Annotated in this window: 19 protein-coding genes and 1 tRNA gene; 6 read left to right on the top strand and 14 right to left on the bottom strand. The window is 67.4% G+C overall.

Going from position 1 to position 17603, the window contains the following annotated elements; genetic code table 11:
* Positions 1-3: 3 nt before the first annotated feature.
* The gene (locus A3AG_RS0114555; RefSeq protein WP_018006118.1) at positions 4-888 is read right to left on the bottom strand and encodes a DODA-type extradiol aromatic ring-opening family dioxygenase; all 885 of its coding nucleotides are present in this window, start codon (positions 886-888) and stop codon (positions 4-6) included.
* 272 nt (positions 889-1160) lie between these two features.
* Here A3AG_RS0114555 and A3AG_RS0114560 point away from each other — a divergent pair, with 272 nt between their 5' ends.
* Positions 1161-1499, top strand: a complete 339-nt coding sequence (locus tag A3AG_RS0114560; protein ID WP_018006119.1) for a hypothetical protein — start codon at positions 1161-1163, stop codon at positions 1497-1499.
* A gap of 79 nt (positions 1500-1578) precedes the next feature.
* Positions 1579-2889, top strand: a complete 1311-nt coding sequence (locus A3AG_RS0114565) for an MFS transporter (protein ID WP_026164194.1) — start codon at positions 1579-1581, stop codon at positions 2887-2889.
* Between the two features lie 68 nt (positions 2890-2957).
* Here the strand turns inward: A3AG_RS0114565 and A3AG_RS0114570 are convergent, their stop codons facing one another.
* A complete protein-coding gene (locus A3AG_RS0114570; protein ID WP_018006121.1) occupies positions 2958-3314 on the bottom strand; it encodes a DUF2314 domain-containing protein in 357 nt (118 codons plus the stop codon).
* A 105-nt stretch (positions 3315-3419) separates the two neighbouring features.
* Between A3AG_RS0114570 and A3AG_RS0114575 the strand changes: the two genes are divergently transcribed.
* A complete protein-coding gene (locus A3AG_RS0114575; RefSeq protein ID WP_018006122.1) occupies positions 3420-4046 on the top strand; it encodes a DNA-3-methyladenine glycosylase I in 627 nt (208 codons plus the stop codon).
* 342 nt (positions 4047-4388) lie between these two features.
* Here A3AG_RS0114575 and A3AG_RS0114580 read toward each other — a convergent pair whose 3' ends face one another.
* Positions 4389-5333, bottom strand: a complete 945-nt coding sequence (locus A3AG_RS0114580) for a cation diffusion facilitator family transporter (protein ID WP_018006123.1) — start codon at positions 5331-5333, stop codon at positions 4389-4391.
* 221 nt (positions 5334-5554) lie between these two features.
* On the opposite strand from A3AG_RS0114580, the gene A3AG_RS0114585 reads away from it, so the two are divergent.
* Positions 5555-5806, top strand: coding sequence for a hypothetical protein (locus A3AG_RS0114585; protein ID WP_018006124.1), 252 nt, complete (start codon positions 5555-5557; stop codon positions 5804-5806).
* Positions 5807-5823: 17 nt separating this feature from the next.
* Here the strand turns inward: A3AG_RS0114585 and A3AG_RS0114590 are convergent, their stop codons facing one another.
* Positions 5824-6519 (bottom strand): aspartate/glutamate racemase family protein, encoded by a 696-nt coding sequence (locus A3AG_RS0114590; protein ID WP_018006125.1) that lies wholly within the window; start codon positions 6517-6519, stop codon positions 5824-5826.
* 303 nt (positions 6520-6822) lie between these two features.
* Positions 6823-7674 carry a MurR/RpiR family transcriptional regulator gene (locus tag A3AG_RS0114600; RefSeq protein WP_018006127.1) on the bottom strand — a complete coding sequence of 284 codons (852 nt, stop codon included), beginning with the start codon at positions 7672-7674 and terminating at the stop codon, positions 6823-6825.
* Between the two features lie 718 nt (positions 7675-8392).
* On the opposite strand from A3AG_RS0114600, the gene A3AG_RS0114605 reads away from it, so the two are divergent.
* A complete protein-coding gene (locus A3AG_RS0114605) occupies positions 8393-10309 on the top strand; it encodes a YncE family protein (RefSeq protein ID WP_240619846.1) in 1917 nt (638 codons plus the stop codon).
* 203 nt (positions 10310-10512) lie between these two features.
* The gene (locus tag A3AG_RS0114610) at positions 10513-11544 is read left to right on the top strand and encodes a hypothetical protein (RefSeq protein WP_018006129.1); all 1032 of its coding nucleotides are present in this window, start codon (positions 10513-10515) and stop codon (positions 11542-11544) included.
* A 129-nt stretch (positions 11545-11673) separates the two neighbouring features.
* Here A3AG_RS0114610 and A3AG_RS0114615 read toward each other — a convergent pair.
* The 9 genes from A3AG_RS0114615 to A3AG_RS0114655 all read right to left on the bottom strand — a co-directional run bounded on the left by A3AG_RS0114615 (position 11674) and on the right by A3AG_RS0114655 (position 17583).
* Positions 11674-11749 (bottom strand) — tRNA-Ala (locus A3AG_RS0114615).
* A gap of 73 nt (positions 11750-11822) precedes the next feature.
* Positions 11823-13544 (bottom strand): thiosulfohydrolase SoxB, encoded by a 1722-nt coding sequence (soxB, locus tag A3AG_RS0114620; protein WP_018006130.1) that lies wholly within the window; start codon positions 13542-13544, stop codon positions 11823-11825.
* Positions 13545-13612: 68 nt separating this feature from the next.
* Entirely contained in the window at positions 13613-14107 is a 495-nt protein-coding gene (locus A3AG_RS0114625) for a TlpA family protein disulfide reductase (protein WP_018006131.1), read from the bottom strand.
* A gap of 5 nt (positions 14108-14112) precedes the next feature.
* On the bottom strand, positions 14113-14787 hold the full coding sequence (soxX, locus tag A3AG_RS0114630; protein ID WP_018006132.1) for a sulfur oxidation c-type cytochrome SoxX: 675 nt from the start codon (positions 14785-14787) through the stop codon (positions 14113-14115).
* Between the two features lie 19 nt (positions 14788-14806).
* Positions 14807-15634: a sulfur oxidation c-type cytochrome SoxA gene (gene soxA, locus A3AG_RS0114635; RefSeq protein WP_018006133.1), complete on the bottom strand. Its 828-nt coding sequence runs from the start codon at positions 15632-15634 to the stop codon at positions 14807-14809.
* 81 nt (positions 15635-15715) lie between these two features.
* Positions 15716-16171, bottom strand: coding sequence for a DsrE family protein (locus A3AG_RS0114640; RefSeq protein ID WP_018006134.1), 456 nt, complete (start codon positions 16169-16171; stop codon positions 15716-15718).
* A gap of 105 nt (positions 16172-16276) precedes the next feature.
* The gene (soxZ, locus tag A3AG_RS0114645; protein ID WP_018006135.1) at positions 16277-16588 is read right to left on the bottom strand and encodes a thiosulfate oxidation carrier complex protein SoxZ; all 312 of its coding nucleotides are present in this window, start codon (positions 16586-16588) and stop codon (positions 16277-16279) included.
* A 56-nt stretch (positions 16589-16644) separates the two neighbouring features.
* A complete protein-coding gene (gene soxY / locus A3AG_RS0114650) occupies positions 16645-17100 on the bottom strand; it encodes a thiosulfate oxidation carrier protein SoxY (protein WP_018006136.1) in 456 nt (151 codons plus the stop codon).
* Between the two features lie 156 nt (positions 17101-17256).
* Positions 17257-17583, bottom strand: coding sequence for a c-type cytochrome (locus A3AG_RS0114655; protein WP_018006137.1), 327 nt, complete (start codon positions 17581-17583; stop codon positions 17257-17259).
* Between the last annotated feature and the right edge of the window lie 20 nt (positions 17584-17603).

Here is a 17603-nt window from a genome sequence, read left to right on the forward strand (position 1 = left end):
CCGTCAGGCCGCGGCGCGCAGCGGCGCCCCGGCGCCCATGCCTTCGAACACGAAGCTGTCCATTGCCAGCACGCCATAGGTGACCTCATCGGCCACCCGCGACACCGTCACCGGGCCCGGCCGCGCGGGGCCTGCGCCCTCCGGGCCGAGCGCCGCGCCCAGCGCCACATAGAACGGCAGCAGGTGCTCGTCGGTGGGGTGTGCCCGGCGCGCATAGGGCGCCTGCGCACGGTAGTCGGCAATCAGGCGGGTGTCGCCGGTGGCCAGGGCCTGGTCCAGCGCCTCGGCCATCCACTTGCGGAACGCTTCGACATACGGCTCGGCCTGCGGGCCGTGCTGTTCGCGCCGGCCGCCGCCAAACACTTCCTGCAGGTTGTGGGTGAAGCTGCCCGAGGCCAGCACCAGCACGCCTTCGTCGCGCAGCGGCGCCAGCGCGCGCCCGATCGCGATCTGCGTCGCGGGCGCCAGGTAGGGATTCAGCGCCAGCTGCACCACCGGCATGTCGGCATCGGGAAAGAAGTGGCGCATCGGCATCCAGGCGCCATGGTCGAGCGGACGCTCGTCGTCGTGGCCGACAAAGCCCGCGCCGGGGATCGCCGCCGCCTCGACCAGCGCCTTCACCCGCGCCGCCAGTTCCGGGGAACCCGGGGCGTCGTAGCGCAGGGCGTACAGCTCGCGCGGGAAGCCGCCGAAATCGTGCCAGGCCTCCTGGCGTTCGCGGCTGGTAACGGCCAGCGTGCTGTAGATCCAGTGCGCCGAAATCACCAGCACCGCACGCGGGCGCCGCGCGCGCAGCCGGGCGCCGAGCGCCTCGAACGCGGCGCCGGTGGGGCCGGGATCGATGGCCAGCATCGGCGAGCCGTGAGAGATATAGAGCGAGGGAAGCATGGCAATACCGCCTTCAAACGGTTTGTGTACTGGCTTCCAGTTTGGCAAAGATCCGCGGGGCTCGCGGACGCCGTTTGCGGACACCTCATGCAAAAAAATTGAATCGCCGGGGCCTTCGTGGCGCGGCCCACACAACTTCCGTCGTGGGCGCACCGCGGCCGCTGCAAGGGCCTTATGCTGCAGTTGGAAGCCCGCCCGCGGGGCGCTCCGCACGGACTTTCGCAACCCAGGACGCCACGGCGCTTTTCCCGCGCGGATGGCAGGAGGCTCAGGTGGCATCGCGCAATCCGCGCCGCGCCGGACGGCACAACCCCATCCCGGGCCAGTGGTGGCAGCCGGGCGTGTACGGCAGCATGCCCGCTGTCGCGCTGTGGATCCTGGCGCGGCTGCCGGCCGGCCTGCTGCTGGCCGTGACGGGCATGCCGGCCGCGCCGGCCTGGCTGAACCGGGCGGGGGACACCGTGTTCGTGGCCGGCTGGGTCGCCAGCGCACTGCTGCTGTGGCTCACGCGACGCCGCCCTGCCCCCGCCCCGTCGGTGCCCGCCGAAACCGTCCCCGCCGGCGCGCCAACGCCGGACCGCCCAGCAACGGAACCTGCACTGCCCGGCTGAAGTCACGCGCGCGAGGGCGCGCAGGCCTGCGATTAAGGAATCGCTTAATATGGCGGTTTCCCCGCATGACCAACGCTTCATGACCGCGACCACCGCCCCCGTTCCAGAACTGACCAACGCCACCCGACGCAAGGCGATCATCGCCGCAACCATCGGCAATGGCCTGGAGTGGTTCGACTTCACCGTCTACAGCTTCTTTGCCGTCATCATCGCCAAGCTGTTCTTTCCCACCGGCAATGACCTGACCTCGTTCCTGCTCACCGTCGCCACCTTCGGCGTGGGCTTCTTCATGCGCCCGGTCGGCGCCATCGTACTGGGCGTCTATGCCGACCGCGTCGGCCGCAAGGCAGCGCTGACTCTGACCATCCTGCTGATGGCGCTGGGCACCGCCATCATCGGCCTGGCCCCGACCTACGCCCAGATCGGCCTGTGGGCCCCGGCGCTGATCGTGGTCGCGCGGTTGATCCAGGGCTTTTCCGCCGGCGGCGAAGTCGGCGGCGCCACCGCCTTCCTGATCGAGCACGCGCCCGACGCCGAGCGGGGCGCCTATGCCAGCTGGCAGCAGGCCAGCCAGGGCATCTCCTTCATGCTGGGCGCGGCCATGGGCGCGCTGGTCACCAACGGCCTGTCGCCGGAGCAGATCGACGCCTGGGGCTGGCGCATCCCATTTCTGTTCGGCCTGCTGATCGGCCCGGTGGGCATGTATATCCGCTCGCACCTGCACGAGCCGCCCGAGTTCGAGGCGCGCCAGGCCGCCCGCCGGGCCGCGCAGGTGAAGTTCTCGCCGCTGTCGCAGGTGCTGCGCGACCACCCGCGCGAAGTGCTGGCCGGGCTGGGCGTGACCATCCTGTGGACGGTCTGCACCTACGTGCTGGTGTTCTACATGCCGTCGTACGCCAAGCAGCAGCTGGGCCTGCCGCTGGGCGCCACGTTCCAGTCGACCGCGCTGTGCGGCGCCATCATCCTGGTGCTGTGCCCGCTGATGGGCATGCTGTCGGACCGTGTCGGCCGCAAGCGCATGCTGGGCATGGTGGCGCTGCTGATCGGCGTGCTCGCCTATCCGCTGTTCCACTGGCTCAACGTGACGCCGACCACGCAGACGCTGCTGCAGGTTCAGATCGTGCTGGGCATCCTGCTGGCGGCCTTTACCGGCCCGGCGCCGGCGGTGCTGGCCGAGCAGTTCCCGACCGAAGTGCGCTCCACCGGCCTGTCGCTGGCCTACAACTTCGCCGTGACCATCTTCGGCGGCTTTGCCCCGCTGATCGTGACGTGGCTGATCGAGTCCACCCAGAACAAGCTGGCGCCGGCCTACTACGTGATTGCCGCCGCCGTCGTGAGCTTCGTCGCGCTGGTGTTCATGCACGACCGGACCGGCAAGCGGCTGGCGTGAGCGCGCTCGCGCCTGCCCACAAAAAAGCCAGCCGCCAGGCTGGCTTTTTTGTTGCCCGCGGGGGGCGCTCAAGCGTCCTCGTCGCCTTCCCGATAGATATTGATCACGTGCCGGGCCTCGAAACACAGCGGCATGCCCGGATTCATCTCGTCGGTGCAGTACGGCTGGTTGTCGAGTTCGCCGGTATAGAGCGCGCCTTCGCGTCCGGTCACATTGACCCACATCCGCTCGACGTGGACTTCCTCGTTGCCATCCTCGTCCGCGACCAGGATGCGGAAGATCAGCTTGACCTGCTGGCCCGCGGCAAGCGCGTCGCGTTCGGCGCGCGGCGGCATCCAGAAGGTGTCCGGGTGGGCGGCGGCGATGGGCTCGGCGTCGTCGAGCTCCCATCCGTCCTCGTCCAGGGTGGTCAATCGCATGTCCATTTTCAGCCTTCCGCAATCTTTCAGGTGCGGGCATGATCGCAGCAAATGCGCCGGCCGGCGAGAGGCTGGCCGGCGTCCCATTGATTCAATACTGGAAAGGTACGCATGACGAGCAACAAGGAAGCGCTGGCCGCGCCGGTGCGCTGCGGCTGGTGCGGCACGCTGGAGGACTATTGCCACTACCACGATACCGAGTGGGGCTTTCCGGTGGCCGACGACCGCCGGCTGTTCGAGAAGCTGTGCCTGGAGGGGTTCCAGTCCGGCCTCAGCTGGCTGACCATCCTGCGCAAGCGCGAAGCCTTCCGCAAGGCGTTCGCCAACTTCGACATCGAGAAAGTGGCGCGCTTCACCGAGCGCGATATCGCGCGCCTGCTGGGCGACGCCGGCATCGTGCGCCATCGCGGCAAGATCGAGGCCGCGATCAACAATGCCCGGCGCGCCCGCGAACTGCTGGAAACCGAGTCCTCGCTGGCGGCCTACTTCTGGCGCTTCGAGCCCGATCCGGCCAGCCGGCCGAAGGTGCTGACGCCAGAGGTACTGCGCACCATGGCCATTTCGCCCGAGTCCACCGCGCTGTCCAGGGACCTGAAGAAGCGCGGCTGGCGCTTTGTCGGGCCCACCACGATGTATGCGCTGATGCAGGCCATGGGCCTGGTCAACGACCACCAGGAAGGCTGCGCCACGCGGTCGCAGGTGCTGGCGGCGCGCAAGGCGTTCAAGGTCCCGCGCTAGCCGGTATACAGGCGGCCGCGTATACGTGCCAGCCCGGCACCACCGCCTGGTGCAAAGGTCCTGGTGGTCGTCTTTATATTGTTTACGTATGTAAACATAGTAGTAGTAGGTAAACCGGGCTCAGAGCCGTGGATAAGTCACCTTTTCCCTTCCGGGTCAGTGACTTGCAGCAAAGATAACGGCTCCGGGATAACCCTGATTTGCCGGGACAAGACGGCGGCGAGGTATACATAGGCCGCGCGCCCCCGCGAGTTGTCCGTATACGTCCCACAGCGCATCCACAGCCGCGACACAGCTTGTCCGCCGGTTATCCCCAGGCTTGGGCGAGGCTGTCCACAGGCTTCATCCACCCGCAGTGGTAGCGCCCACGTATATCGGGTCGACGTGCGTCATCACGTTCAGCACATGGTGGTGTTCCAGCGTGCGGCGCCGCGCCTCCACCGCGATGGCATGGCCCTGCGCCACGCTCAGGGTGGCGTCGATCTCGAGGTGCACGTCGACCAGGACCTGGTCGCCCATCTTGCGCGTGCGCAGGTCATGCAGTCCGAGCACGCCGGGCGTGGCCAGCATGGTGGCGCGGATCGCGGTGACGGTCTCCTCGTCGGCGGCGCGGTCCATCAGGTCGTTGAGCGCGTCCCAGCCGAAGCGCAGCCCCATGCGCGCCACCATCAGCCCGACCACGATCGCCGCGATCGGGTCGAGGATGTGGTAGCCCAGCAGGTTGCCGCCGATGCCGAGCGCCACCACCAGCGACGACGCCGCATCCGAGCGCGCATGCCAGGCGTTGGCCACCAGCATGCTCGAGCGCACCCGCCGCGCCACGGCCAGCATGTAGCGGAACAGCAGTTCCTTGGAGGCCAGCGTGGCCAGCGCCACCCACAGTGCCACCGGTTGCACCGGCTGCGCGCCGCCCGCGGACTGCAGCTTGCCCAGCGCCGCCCACAGCATGCCCGCCCCCACCGTCAGCAGCAGTACGCCGAGGGCCAGCGAGGCGCCGGTCTCGAAGCGCAGGTGGCCGTACTGGTGGTCGGCGTCCGGATCCTTGCGGCTTTGCCAGCCGGCGGCCAGCACGACAAAGTCTGAAAGCAGGTCGGACAGCGAATGCGCGGCGTCGGCGATCAGCGCCTGCGAGCCGGAGATCACGCCTGCAACCGCCTGCACCGCGGTCAGGCCGGTATTGACCGCCACGCTGACCAGCGTACTGTTGCGGCCGGCGCGGTGGCGTGCCTCGGCTTGCGCCGACGGGTTGGCGCCGTCGTCGGGCAGGTTGCCCGGCCTTGCGCGCATGCGGGGGGAGTGCGAATCCATCGGGTGACTATAGCCGAACCTGAGGGCAGCGCGGCGCGCCGGGCGGGCGCGCCATCGTGCCGATTTCGTAACAGCGCTGGCTAACTGATTGCGCCGCCTTTACCGTAGACACGACGGGCCGTAGACACGACAGGCGCCGCACGAAGCGTGCGCGCCGGCGCCAGCGGGCGCACCCGGTCTCTGCAAGGAGGGCTCTTACGATGGCGATCCGTTCGCTAGCCTCGCACAGCACATCCCAGCTTCGCCGCCTGGTCGGACAGATGCAGGCGGAAGTCGATGCACTCGAAAATCTTTCCACCCCCGATGCCGATGCGCAAAGCCGCCTGGGCTATGCCACCGGCCGCTTGCGCGACGGCATCGAAGCGGTCGAGGATGCCCTGCAGTCACTGCGGGCGCTGCAACAGGTACGCCCGTCGGCGATGAAGGCCAGACGACCGACGCGCGTGGCATAGGCCGCGCCTCGAACGGCTCAAGCCCCTGCCAGCGCCGGCCCCTGGCGCAACGGCAGGCCCAGGGCGCGGGCCAGCGCCTCGCATGCGGCCGGGATGGGCCCGATCACGGGCACCGCAAAGCGTTGTTGCAGCGCGCGCGCGGCCTCGCCCAGCGGCCCGCCGCCGATGATCACGGCCTGCGCGCCATCGTCGATACACGCCTGCACCGCGCCCGCGAGCCGTTCTTCCTGTTGCCGTGGCGCGCTGCCCAGCGCGCGCGGGTCGCCATCGGTGAAGCGTGCGCCGGTAAACCGGGCCTCCAGGCCGTACCGGCGCACGGCGCACGCGATCGACGCCGCCAGCCGCGGGGTGGTGGTGGCGATGCCGAAGCGCCGCTCGCCCGTCGCGGCGGCGTGCATCGCGGCCTCGCCGATGCCCACCACCGGCACCGCCAGTTGCGCGCGCAGGGCTTGCAGGCCCGGATCCCCGAAGGCACCGACGATCACACCCCCGGCAAGGCCGGCCAGGCGCACCGTCTCGGCGTCATTGACCGCGCACGCGGCCAGCGCCAGGTCGTTATCGTCGACGATCATCGGCGCGCCGCGCGCCACCGTCGCGCCGACCACGGCCGGCGGGACCGCCAGGTGCTGCGCCAGCCAGGCGCGCGCGATGCCGGCCATCATCTGCGTAGTGGCGCCGGAAGTATTCGGGTTGATCAGCAGGATATGGCGCATTCTCGTCTCGGGATGCAGGAGTGGCAGCCGTCCAGCGCCCGCCCGGGTTACTGCGGCGGCGGCTGCGTAGAGGAAACTGACTTCCGCACCCATGCCTTTGCCTCCATGCGCACGGCGGTTTTTACGAGCAGGGACTCAGTGGCTCCGGACGTAATGTTCTGATTTTTTCAGATGATAAATATCTGAAAATATTTTTTCAAACGGGTTTATACCGACACGGCAGGGTGTCGGCTTAAAGCGGCCGGCCCCGCGGCGGAAAATCGCAAATGCAAAGGGCAACGCGCCGCAATCGGGCGGTGGCGCTCAGAGTTCGCCGAGCGCGTCGTGGAAGGCTTCGACCAGGCCCAGATGCCGCCGGCCGGGCGTGCCGGCCAGCTCCATCACCTGCGTGACGATCAGGTGGCACAGGCCGATCACGGCGGCATGGTTGTCCAGCACGCCGGGGCCCTGCACATCACAGCGCAGCACCCACCTGGCGGGCACCCTGGCCGTCGCCCCCTGCTCCGTGATGTAGAGCAGCCTGGGGCAAGCCTTGGCCGCCTGCGCCACGACCGACGGCAGCTCGCGCACGCGCCGGCGCAAGGCCAGCACGATCACCACGTCGTCCTCGGTCATGCCGGCGAGGTGCTCGCCCATGGTCTCGCCGGCGCCGGGCACCGACTGCGCGCTCGGCACGATCTGCAACAGCTGCCAGCGCAGGTACATGGCCAGCGGCTGGCTCGAGCGAAAGCCGACGATCCAGACCTTGCGCGCGCCCAGGATCGCCTCGGCGATTTCCCGCAGTTGCGCCTCTGACAGGCGCCGATACGTGGCGCCGAGGTTGGCCACGGACTGCCGGAGATGCGCGCCGAGCGAGCCGGTATCGGCCGCTCCGGCTGTACTTTCGGCGCCGGCCAGCAACAGCGGCGAGCCCGCGCTCTTCTCCGCGCGCACATGCTTGCGCGCGTCGTCATACGACGCATAGCCCATGCGCCGCACGAAGCGTGTCACGGTGGCATTCGACACATGGGCCAGCCCGGCCAGCTCCGAGGCGGTATAGCCCGCTAGATCGCCGGGGAAATCCAGCGCGAACTCCGCCAGCCGGCGCTCCGACGGCGACAACTGGTCCAGCTGCTCGCGGATGCGTCCGACGAACGATTTCCTGATGACTTGCATGGGACGGGGCGGCGCTGGTGCGCAGGGACGGTCAACGGCGCCCGGCGCACGCTGCCGGGCCCAAGGGGCTCAACGATAACGTATGGCGCCCGGCGAAGCGAGTCGCCGGCACCCCGCTGGCGTGACCGCCGCGCGTGGCGCTTAACGCCCTGTCCCGCTGGCATTCATGTGGAATTCAGGTGGCCTTAACCCGGCCCACCTCTGGCGTTGCGCCGGCATTAAATCCCTGTCCTGCCCTGTCACCAGGCGGCGGCATTAGCCGTTTTTTTACGCCGAAAATCGCGCGCGATGATATTGCGCCGTACGGAAAACTGTCCACAAATCGAACAAATCCTTACATGTGATCCATCAGCGCGTAATCGTTACGTCGCAAGTGCGCACTGCAATAGTGCACAGGTGCCCCACCCGAAAATCACACGTAACCCATTGTTACTGTCCTGTACGGTCTCGAACACGTACCCCTAGTATCGCCGCTGCCGGGTTTTCCAAGGGGTTAACCCGATCCGCTTTTTATGCCACTGCAATTGGTCGCACACACTGCAAACCGGCACAAGAACGGGCGTGGTGATGTTTATTCACTTTCATCTTTTATCCATTCACTCAAAAATCAATGACTGGGAAAAATCTACCTCGCGATAACCCATCCGACCTGCGCAGAGCGCGCAATTCTTACATTCTGCCGAGCCTGAACTTCCTGGCCGCTGCCTGCGCCGCTGTGGTGCTTTCGGCATGCGGCGGTGGCGGCGACGGCAGCGATGCAACCACCTCCGGTAGCACCTCGTCGACCGAAGCTTCGCGTGGCCCGACCACTCCGGCCGCGACGACCCAGGTTGCCGACGAGATTTTCGACGGCTCCGGCAATTTGAATGCCGACGAATATGTCGCCATTGCCTCGGATTACACCAGCGAAAAAGCCATGGCTTATCGCTACGGTGCAAGTAATTCGGCCGCCGCAGCGGTCCATACCTATTGGAAACCCGAGGACAAGACCTTTTACCCGCACGGTAATACCTGCTTCCAGCAGGAATATCCCGGCGCCGGCATGGACACCAGCACCAGCATTATTTATCAGCTGGGTGGCGTCGACTGCGCCCGCAATGACTACGGCAGCAACATGGGCGACGTGATTTACCGTCCGGACGTTGCCACCGATTCGGCCGTCACGCCGCTGCTGACGCTGGACCTGAGCGCCGGCACGATTGCCGAAAAGCCGCAGACCGCCTGGTTCTGGGGCGGTGCCACCACCAATCCGCAACTGAATAACCACGTCGCAGCCAATGGCGGCGCCATGCCCACGCAGCCGATCGCCATGGGCCGCTGCAGCGAGCACGATTGCGCACAGTCGCTGGTGGCATTCCAGAACGGCCTGATTGCCTCGGTCGGTATGAATACCGCTTCGCACTCGGCGTCGGTGAAGCTGCCGGAGGGCAAGGTGCCCACGGCCATCGCGATCACGTCGAACTCGGAATTTGCCCTGGTGACCATCTGGGACACCAAGAACCTGAAGGGCCAGGTGGCGGTGATTGCGCTGGGCAGCCTCGCCGACGGCAGCAAGGTGGGCGGTCCTTATGACTCCAGCGACATGTCGTGGCACGGTCTCTATCCGGGCCTGCGCAACATGTCGAACTTCGTCTTCATGAAGCTGCTGGGCTTCGTTGACCTGCCGGATATGAAGGCCCCGACGGACATTTCCGCCGTGACCGACTTCAGCACCATGCAGGACAACACCACGCAGGGCTGGTTGCGTGACCCGGTCGGCGACCGCGGTGCGAGCCTGGGTCTGCCGGCAGCAACGCCTGGCCTGAGCGAAGCCAACCAGAAGAGCTTTGCCGCGGGTGGCGTGAACGCCAACCTGATCTCCCGCTCCGGCGTTGCCGCGGTGATTTCGAAGTCGGAAAAGAAGGTGGTGTTCCTGGACCTGAAGCCGCTGTTCAACAAGGTCATCAATACCTACTTCGAAGGCAGCTTCAGCGACCTGCAGAACACGCTGAACAATACCGGCCTGGAAGACTCGCAATGGCCGCAGACGTTCGCGGTGGACAACTACGCCCCGACCGTGATCAAGACCATGAGCCTGGCCGAAAAGCCGACCGCGGTGAAGATCTCGATGCTGGCCAACCCGGGCCAGGCCTGGGTGGCGACGGAAGACGGCGTGATCCACGCGATCTCGGTGGCTGGCGTGCAATCCGGTACCAACCTCGATCCGGAACTGATCAAGGAAGTGACCACGCTGCAAGTGGGCAAGAACCCGACCAGCATGATCCACCAGGTGAATCGCGAAAGCTTCGGCAGCTCGAACACCAAGCTGTGGGTGGTGTCGCGCGGCGAGCAGAAGGTGCAGCTGGTCGACATGGCAACGCTGACGGTCGAAAAGACGCTGCAGGATTCGCGCATCGTCGACCCGATCACGGTGTCTGAAACCCAGCAAAGCCCGCTGCTGACCAGCGTGATCACGCTGACCGACTATGCCGGCAAGCAGGTGCTGAACTATCGCTATGCGCCGATCAACCTGCAGGGCGCCAACGCCCCGCTGTATATCGGCGTGGGCCAGTCGGGCAATGAAGAGTTCGAGTTTGGCGGCTCCTACGCGGTGGCCGGCAAGCCGTTCAACTTCACCCAGAGCAACGTACCCTGAGCGCCATGTCAGCCTGAAGCGCGCCGGTTGACCCCGGCAAGCTTCTCACCCCTGATATCGCCTGATCGAGGCCCGCACGGTTCGCCGTGCGGGCTTTTTCCATTGGACAGGGGTCGGCCGCGCCGTCATGCCGCGTGCGCTGGAGCACAGATGGGCCGCCGGGGGACATGACAACCTCGCCATATGCGCAAGGAGCCTGTCCCATGCCGAGTCCATCCGCCCACGACCTGAACGCCCGCGGCTGCGGCGCCCCCATCAGCCTGGTCGCGCCCGGCGAAGGTGGCGTCAGGGACTACGCCGCGACGCTCAACGGGCTGCTGCAAGGACAGCTGCTCGAGGCGACGCCCGACCTGCCGGCGGCCGCGCTGGCCGGCGCCGACGTGGTCCTCCATTACGTCGGCTACGGCTACGCCAGGCGCGGCACGCCGCTGTGGCTGCTGCGGCGCCTGCGCGAGGCCCGGCCGCACATGCGCCGCCTCGGCATCTTCTTCCACGAACTGTATGCCGACGGCGCGCCATGGCGCTCGGCGTTCTGGCTCTCTCCGGTGCAGCGCTACATTGCCGCCGAACTGGCAGCGCTGGCCGACTTCTGGGTGACCAACCGCGAGGGTTCGGCGCGCTGGCTCAATGCCCACGCACCGGCGCGGCCGCACCAGGTGCTGCCGGTGTTCTCCAACCTGGGGGAAAGCGGCGCGCCGCAGCGGGACCGGCAAGCCGCCGTGGTAGTGCTCGGCGGCTCGGCGCTGCGTGCCCAGACCTATCAGGAGGCCGGCGCAGCCCTGTTCGACTGGATCGGCCATGCCGGCTTCACCCTGCATGATGTCGGGCCACCGCTGGGCGACACCGGCCTCGCCGCCCGCATCGCCCGGCGCGGCGCGGTGGTGCACGGCCGCGTCGAAGCCGCCGAGGCGGCGCGGCTGCTGTCGGTATCGGCCTATGGCGTGCTGGCCTACCCTGTCGACTATGCGGCCAAGAGCGGGGTCTTCGCCGCGTATTGCGCCCACGCGGTCTGCCCGGTGCTGCTGTCCCGCAGCAGCGGCGTGCACGATGGCATCACGCCGGGGCACTACCTGCCGTCGATCCAGGCCATGACGCCGGACCTGGATGCCGCCGCGCGCATCGGCCGGGCGGCACACGCCTGGTATGCGCCGCATGCGCTGCGGCATCACGAAGCGGGGTTCAGGGAGTTGTTAGGGGCGGGAACGCTGCCGGTGCAGGTTGCGGCCGCGCTGTGACGGGGCAGACGGCGGCAACGCCATCAACAAAAAACCCCGGCAGCCTGGCGGCTCCGGGGCATCGGGTGCGTATTGCCGTACGTATTGCCGTACGTATTGCCGTACGTATTGCCGGATGGGCAAGAATTCTGGTGGACCGAAGGAGGATCGAACTCCCGACCTCTGCATTGCGAACGCAGCGCTCTCCCAGCTGAGCTATCGGCCCGTCGCGGAGGATTGTAGCGTACTTGGGCGGCGCGCTTCAATCCTCCGCGCCCCCATGCGTGCTGTTTGCCACATCATGCCGCGATGCCGGCATTGCCGTCCATGCCGCGCACGCGCGGCAGGTTCAGCGGGCGCGCGCTGACTTCCCTGGTGCTGCGCAGCCACTGCGCCATTACGTCCCAGATGGGCGCGCCGCCCGATTCTCGCGCTTCTTCCGCCACCGGTGCCCAGCCTGCCACCTTGTAGGTCTTGCCAGCCTCCAGCGGCTTGCCCGCCAGGCGCATGTCGGTGATGCGCTTGCCCATGCCGGCGGCGGGATCGATGGTGTACTGCAGGCCGCCGACGCGCACCATGTCGCCGCCCTGCTGGTAGTACGGGTCCGGGTTGAACAGGTTGTCGGCCACGTCTTCGAGGATGGTCTTGATGGTCGCGCCGCTCATCTGCGTCACCGTGGTGTACGGGTACGTGATGGCGGTCTGGTCCATCAGGTGCTCCATGGTGATGGCCTGGCCCGGCAGCAGCGTGGTGCCCCAGCGGAAGCCCGGCGAGAACGCGATCTGTGCGCCCTGGGCCTGCATCAGCCCGTCGAGGATCAGCTGGTCGAAGGTGCCGTTGAAGTTGCCACGCCGGTACAGCAGGCCGCGGTTGACGGCCAGCACTTCGGACAGCTTCTTTTCATACGGCGCGCGTACCTTGCTGATCAGCGCGTCCATGGCCGGGTCGGCCGGCAGGTAGTTGGCGAACACCGGCAGCAGGCGGTAGCGGAAGTCCGCCACCTTGCCGTTCTTCACGTCGAAATCGAGCACGCCGAGGAACTTGCCGTTGGAGCCGGCATTGGTCACCAGCGTGGTGCCGCCGGCGTTCTTCACCGCCACCGGCGCCGGCACGCCGTCATGGGTGTGGCCGCCGAGGATGGCGTCGAGACCGCGCACGCGCGAGGCCAGCTTCAGATCGACGTCCATGCCGTTGTGCGACAGCAGCACCACCGCCTGCGCGCCCTTGCCGCGCGCGGCGTCGATGACCTGCTGCAGATTTTCTTCCTGGATGCCGAAGGTCCAGTCCGGCACGAAGTAGCGCGGGTTGGCGATCGGGGTGTACGGGAACGCCTGGCCGATGATGGCCACCGGCACGCCGTTGATCTCGCGGATGACGTACGGATCGAACACCGGGTCGCCGAAGTCGTTGGTCTTGATGTTCTGCGCCAGGAACGCGACCTTGCCCTTGAAGTCCTTGTCGACGATTTCCTTGACGCGCTCGGCGCCCAGCGTCATCTCCCAGTGCGGCGTCATCACATCGACACCGAGCGCCAGCGCCGCATCGACCATGTCCTGCCCCTTGGTCCACAGCGCGGTCGCCGAGCCCTGCCAGGTATCGCCGCCGTCGAGCAGCAGCGCGCCCGGCCGGCCTGCCTTGAGCCGCTTGACCAGCGTGGCCAGGTGCGCAAACCCGCCGACCTTGCCATAGCGGCGCGCGGCCTCGCTGAAATCGAGATACGTGAACGCATGCGCCTGCGGCGTGCCGGGGCGGATGCCGTAATGGCGCAGCAGCGCCTCGCCGACCAGGTGCGGCGGCTTGCCGGCATAGTCGCCGATGCCGAGGTTGACGTTGGGTTCGCGGAAGTACACCGGCCGCAGCTGCGCATGGCAGTCGGTGAAGTGCAGCAGGTGGACGTTGCCGAAGCGCGGCAGGTCGTACATGGCGTCGGCGGCCTGCGCGGCGTGCGCATCCTGGTGGGGGAACGTCATGCCGCCGGCGCCGGCGATGGCCAGCACCTGCAGGAACTCGCGTCGGTTCATGTCTCTTCCTGTGGATAAGTGCGTGCCGGTGGGCGCGGGGCCGCCGGCATCGCATAGCTATGGCCTGGCTATGGCGTGGCGTAGCGCTCCAGCGCGGCCACATCTTCTTCGAGCATTTCGCCCACTTCTTTCTGCACCACGCGACCGCGCGCGTCGATCACGTACAGTTCCGGCAGCCCCTTGCGCTTGCCGAACACCGCCTGCAGCGCCGGCGAATCCATCGTCGCGGCAAAGGTGTAACCGCGCTTTTTCATGTTGTCGGCGGCCTCGCGCGGGTCCTTGTCGATGCTGATGGCCAGCACCTGCAGCGGCGTGCCGCGGGTGCGCTCGTACAGCTTCTGCAAACGCGGGTTCTGCATCGCGCAGAACGGGCACCAGGTGGCCCAGTATTCGACCACCAGCGGCTTGCCGGCCAGCGCGGCCGCGCTCAGCGTGCGGCCGTCGAGGGTGCGGACCTCGGGCAGGCGCACGGTGTCGCCCACTTCCAGCGCGGCGGCGCCGGCCGCGGCCAGTAGCAGGCCTGCGGCCAGCAGCGCGCGCAGCGGCATGGCGGGCGCGCGCATCGGCGTTACTGGTTGACCGGCGAGGCCGGGTCGAGCAGCAGCGCCATCACGTCGCGGATCTGGGCCTCGGTCAGGATGCCCTTGTGGCCGAAGCGCGGCATGTTGGAGCAGGCGGCGTAGGCGCTGGAGTCCCAGATCTTGCCCCAGGTGTACTTGATGACTTCCTGCGAGTTGCCGCGCAGCTTGCCGTACTGGTACAGCGACGGGCCGATATTGCCGAACGAGATCTCGGCCTTGGTCATCTGGTGGCAGGCGTAGCAGTTGCCGCCATTGGTGCCGCCGACCTGGTCGGTGAACTGCATGCCGCGGCCGTTCTGGGCGACCTTCTCGCCTTCCTTCCAGTCGCCTAGCCATTTGTCGTCGGCGGGGTACTTGATCTGCTTCAGCTCGGCGGCCTCGATCTTCTTTGCCACCCTGGCCGGCACCCGGGTGCGGTCCGGGTACTGGCTGCAGGCCTGCTGCATGCCGTCCTGGTTGAGCACGCCCTCGACCGTGACCGGGCCGCGCGAAGAGAACGAGTCTTCGATCAGGTGCTTCATGTCGGCGCCGCTGACCGCGGCGGGCTTGCCCTTGGTCGGGCGGGCCTTGGCGCTGCCTTGTGCGCTGTCCTGTGCGTAGGCGCCGTTTGCCAGCAGGGCGGCCAGGGCCGCGACGGCCACTGCCTTGATATGTCGTTGCATGGTGTCTCTCCCGTACTGGTCAGCGCTTCATCGCCGGGCCGTCGTAGGTGCCGCCGTTGGCGTTCTTCGCCAGGAACATGGTCAGCGCGGTGATCACGTCCGAGCCATAGGCGGGTTCGGGAAAGCGCTGCTGGCGCAGGCAGTCGTACAGGCGGTGCTGCATGGTGCGGACCTCGCCCTGCGACACGCGATACGCCGGCCAGGTGGTGTAGGCCGCCTGCGCGCCCTTGTCGGTCAGCAGGTTGGGCAGGTCCTGCAGGCGGATGCGCTGGCCGTCCACCGCATGGCAGGTGGCACAGGCAAAGTCATAGGCGCCGCCGCGGTAGAAGAACATCTTCTCGCCCAGCGCATAGGTGCGCTTCTCTTCCGCATGGCTGAGCTGCACGTTCATCTTCACGCCGCGCGACTCGCCCGTCAGGTAGGCCACCAGGCGTTCGATCTCGGAGGGCTGGCCCGACGACGAGAACGGGTTCCGGGTGGCCTCTTCCTTGCTCAGCCCCTGCAGCGTCATGCGGCAGTGGGCCAGGCGCTGCTCCAGGTCCATCACCTTGTTGGTGTCCTTGAAGTAGCGCGGCAGCTCGGCGTAGGCGCCCTTGGTCACGCCCGGGCCCTTGCCCAGGTCGCATTGCTCGAGCGAGGCGTGCTTCGGCCCCGCGGGCTTTTTCCACAGCTCTTCGCCGGCGGCTTCCCACAGCTCGGCGGGATTGCCTTCGGCCAGCATCTGGCGGTATTTGGCGATTTCGTCGGCGGTGCTGCCCTGCGCGTGCACGACGGCAGCGGCGGCCACCGCCGCGGTGGCCGCCAGCGCCAGTGCGGCGCGGCGGGCCAGGCTTGGGGTCGGATTCATGGGGCTTCTCCTCGCGGCCGCGCCTGGGGCGACGGGACGCTTTTTTTCTCTTGTGTTGCGGTCAGGCCGCGCCAGCCCGGCTCAGGGCTTGATGTAGGCGTAGCCTTCCTCGGCCTGCAGGCGGGCGATCTCGACCACGCCGGCCTGGACCACCTTGGCCTCCATCAACAGCTGCGATTCGCTGATCTTGCGCGCGGTCAGCGTATTGCGGCACACGCGGAACTCCACGCCGTCGGCCGCGAGCGCGCCAACCGGGCTCTCGAAACCGTTGCCGCGCGCGTCCTTGGCGCCTTCGACGAGAAAGTCGACGCCGTAGCCGAACGCGACCACCACGATCTTGGTGCCGGGGGCGCCATTCAGGTGGTTGCGCAGGTTGCCCATCGCGCGCACCGCCTGGTCGATGCCCTCCGACAGCTGGTACACCACCTTCACGCGCCCGCCCTTGCCCGCAGCGGACGGCGCCGACTGGGCGGAGGCCCTGGCTGCCAGGCCGATGGCGGCCAGGGCCGCCGATGCTCGAATAAATGCTCGCCGCATAATGCTCCTTCCGGCCGGGTCCGTCCCGGCATTCCGCCCCGAACCTTAGCAGAGGACGGCGCGGCCTGCCGGCAACGGGCAGGCATCGGTCGGCATCGCTCGGCCTCAGGCGATGGTCGCTTCGTCGGTGCGCTTGTCGCCCTTGTTGTCGATCCAGGTCACCGCCACCTTGTCGCCCTTGGCGCCGCCCTTGAACTTGAAGTTCAGGAACGGGTCCTTCGACACCGCCGGCCCGAACTGGGCGCGGAACACTTCCTTGCCCTTGCACTGGGCGGTCACGGTCTGGATATGCCAGGCCGGAACGACCTTGCCGGACGCATCCTTGCGCTGGCCGGTCTCCATGTCGTGCTTCATCAGAATCTTGACGTCCACCACGCCGCCGTTTTCGGTGGCGCGTACGCGCATCGGATCTGCCATGTGTTTCTCCTGTTGCAGTTTGGCGGGAATCTCGGTCCGGGGTCCGGGGCGCGGCGTCAGCCGCCGCAGCCGCCCAGCGTGACCTTGATTTCCTTCGATGCCACGTACCACTTGCCGCCGGCCTTGACCGCGGCGTGCACCACCGAGGTCTGGCCCATCTTCACGCGCGTGGAGACGAACGGCTCGGTGCCGGCCGGGATGATGAAGTCGGCGGCCAGGGTGTTGGGATTCTTTTCCACCAGGATCGCGATCTGCTCGGTATCCGGCAGGGTGCTGGTCACGGCCACCGGCACCACGGCGCCGTTCTCGGCGATATCGGGGGCGGTGAAGGTGATGGCGGTGCTTTTCTCGGTGCCGCTGCCGCCGAGCGCCTTGATCACGTCGGCAACGCTCTTGCCGTCAAAGGCGTTCTTGTTCCACTCGGCCGCCTGCGCTTCGCTGATCAGGCCGGTGGCGGCCATCAGCGACAGGACAGCGGTGACCCGCAGCACTTCTCGTCGTTTGGAATTCATTGCTTGCTCTCCGGCTACTCCGTTCCAGTCGGTCGTGGACCGTTTCAGGGGTGTTGCATGCGGCCGGTACATGGCCGGCCGCTGGTTGTCCCAGGCCGCGCGGCATTCACCGCCCGGCCCGGCGCATCGGCGGACTGCCCGCTGTGGCAGTCGGTCTTACTTGGCGGGGGCGCCTGCCAGCACCCACTCGACCACGGTCTTCAGGTCGGCGTCGCTGATGGCGGCGTTGGCCGGCATCGGCACCGGACCCCACACGCCCGAGCCACCGCTCTTGACCTTCTTGCTCAGGGTCGCCAGGGCGTTCTTGTCGCCCTTGTACTTGGCCGCCACTTCCTTGTAGGACGGGCCGACCAGCTTCTTGTCGACCTGGTGGCAACCCATGCAGGCGTTCTTGTTGGCGATCTCCTGTGCCTTGGCGGCATCGACCGCGTGGGCCGATGCGGCGGCGCCGAGCATCAGCGCTGCGATGACAAACTGCTTCATTGTTAAGCTCTCCAAGCTCT

Source organism: Cupriavidus neocaledonicus (assembly GCF_000372525.1).
In the GTDB taxonomy this organism is placed as follows: Bacteria; Pseudomonadota; Gammaproteobacteria; order Burkholderiales; family Burkholderiaceae; genus Cupriavidus; species Cupriavidus neocaledonicus.

Excerpts from the sequence above, each read along its gene's own strand:
- A3AG_RS0114565 (WP_026164194.1), top strand. The coding sequence starts at position 1,579 with ATGACCGCGACCACCGCCCCCGTTCCAGAACTGACCAACGCCACCCGA.
- soxZ (WP_018006135.1), bottom strand. The coding sequence starts at position 16,588 with ATGGCAGATCCGATGCGCGTACGCGCCACCGAAAACGGCGGCGTGGTG.
- A3AG_RS0114640 (WP_018006134.1), bottom strand. The coding sequence starts at position 16,171 with ATGCGGCGAGCATTTATTCGAGCATCGGCGGCCCTGGCCGCCATCGGC.
- A3AG_RS0114655 (WP_018006137.1), bottom strand. The coding sequence starts at position 17,583 with ATGAAGCAGTTTGTCATCGCAGCGCTGATGCTCGGCGCCGCCGCATCG.
- soxA (WP_018006133.1), bottom strand. The coding sequence starts at position 15,634 with ATGAATCCGACCCCAAGCCTGGCCCGCCGCGCCGCACTGGCGCTGGCG.
- A3AG_RS0114600 (WP_018006127.1), bottom strand. The coding sequence starts at position 7,674 with ATGCAAGTCATCAGGAAATCGTTCGTCGGACGCATCCGCGAGCAGCTG.
- A3AG_RS0114610 (WP_018006129.1), top strand. The coding sequence starts at position 10,513 with ATGCCGAGTCCATCCGCCCACGACCTGAACGCCCGCGGCTGCGGCGCC.
- soxY (WP_018006136.1), bottom strand. The coding sequence starts at position 17,100 with ATGAATTCCAAACGACGAGAAGTGCTGCGGGTCACCGCTGTCCTGTCG.
- A3AG_RS0114590 (WP_018006125.1), bottom strand. The coding sequence starts at position 6,519 with ATGCGCCATATCCTGCTGATCAACCCGAATACTTCCGGCGCCACTACG.
- A3AG_RS0114575 (WP_018006122.1), top strand. The coding sequence starts at position 3,420 with ATGACGAGCAACAAGGAAGCGCTGGCCGCGCCGGTGCGCTGCGGCTGG.
- A3AG_RS0114570 (WP_018006121.1), bottom strand. The coding sequence starts at position 3,314 with ATGGACATGCGATTGACCACCCTGGACGAGGACGGATGGGAGCTCGAC.
- soxX (WP_018006132.1), bottom strand. The coding sequence starts at position 14,787 with ATGCAACGACATATCAAGGCAGTGGCCGTCGCGGCCCTGGCCGCCCTG.
- A3AG_RS0114585 (WP_018006124.1), top strand. The coding sequence starts at position 5,555 with ATGGCGATCCGTTCGCTAGCCTCGCACAGCACATCCCAGCTTCGCCGC.
- A3AG_RS0114625 (WP_018006131.1), bottom strand. The coding sequence starts at position 14,107 with ATGCGCGCGCCCGCCATGCCGCTGCGCGCGCTGCTGGCCGCAGGCCTG.
- soxB (WP_018006130.1), bottom strand. The coding sequence starts at position 13,544 with ATGAACCGACGCGAGTTCCTGCAGGTGCTGGCCATCGCCGGCGCCGGC.
- A3AG_RS0114555 (WP_018006118.1), bottom strand. The coding sequence starts at position 888 with ATGCTTCCCTCGCTCTATATCTCTCACGGCTCGCCGATGCTGGCCATC.
- A3AG_RS0114580 (WP_018006123.1), bottom strand. The coding sequence starts at position 5,333 with ATGCGCGCAAGGCCGGGCAACCTGCCCGACGACGGCGCCAACCCGTCG.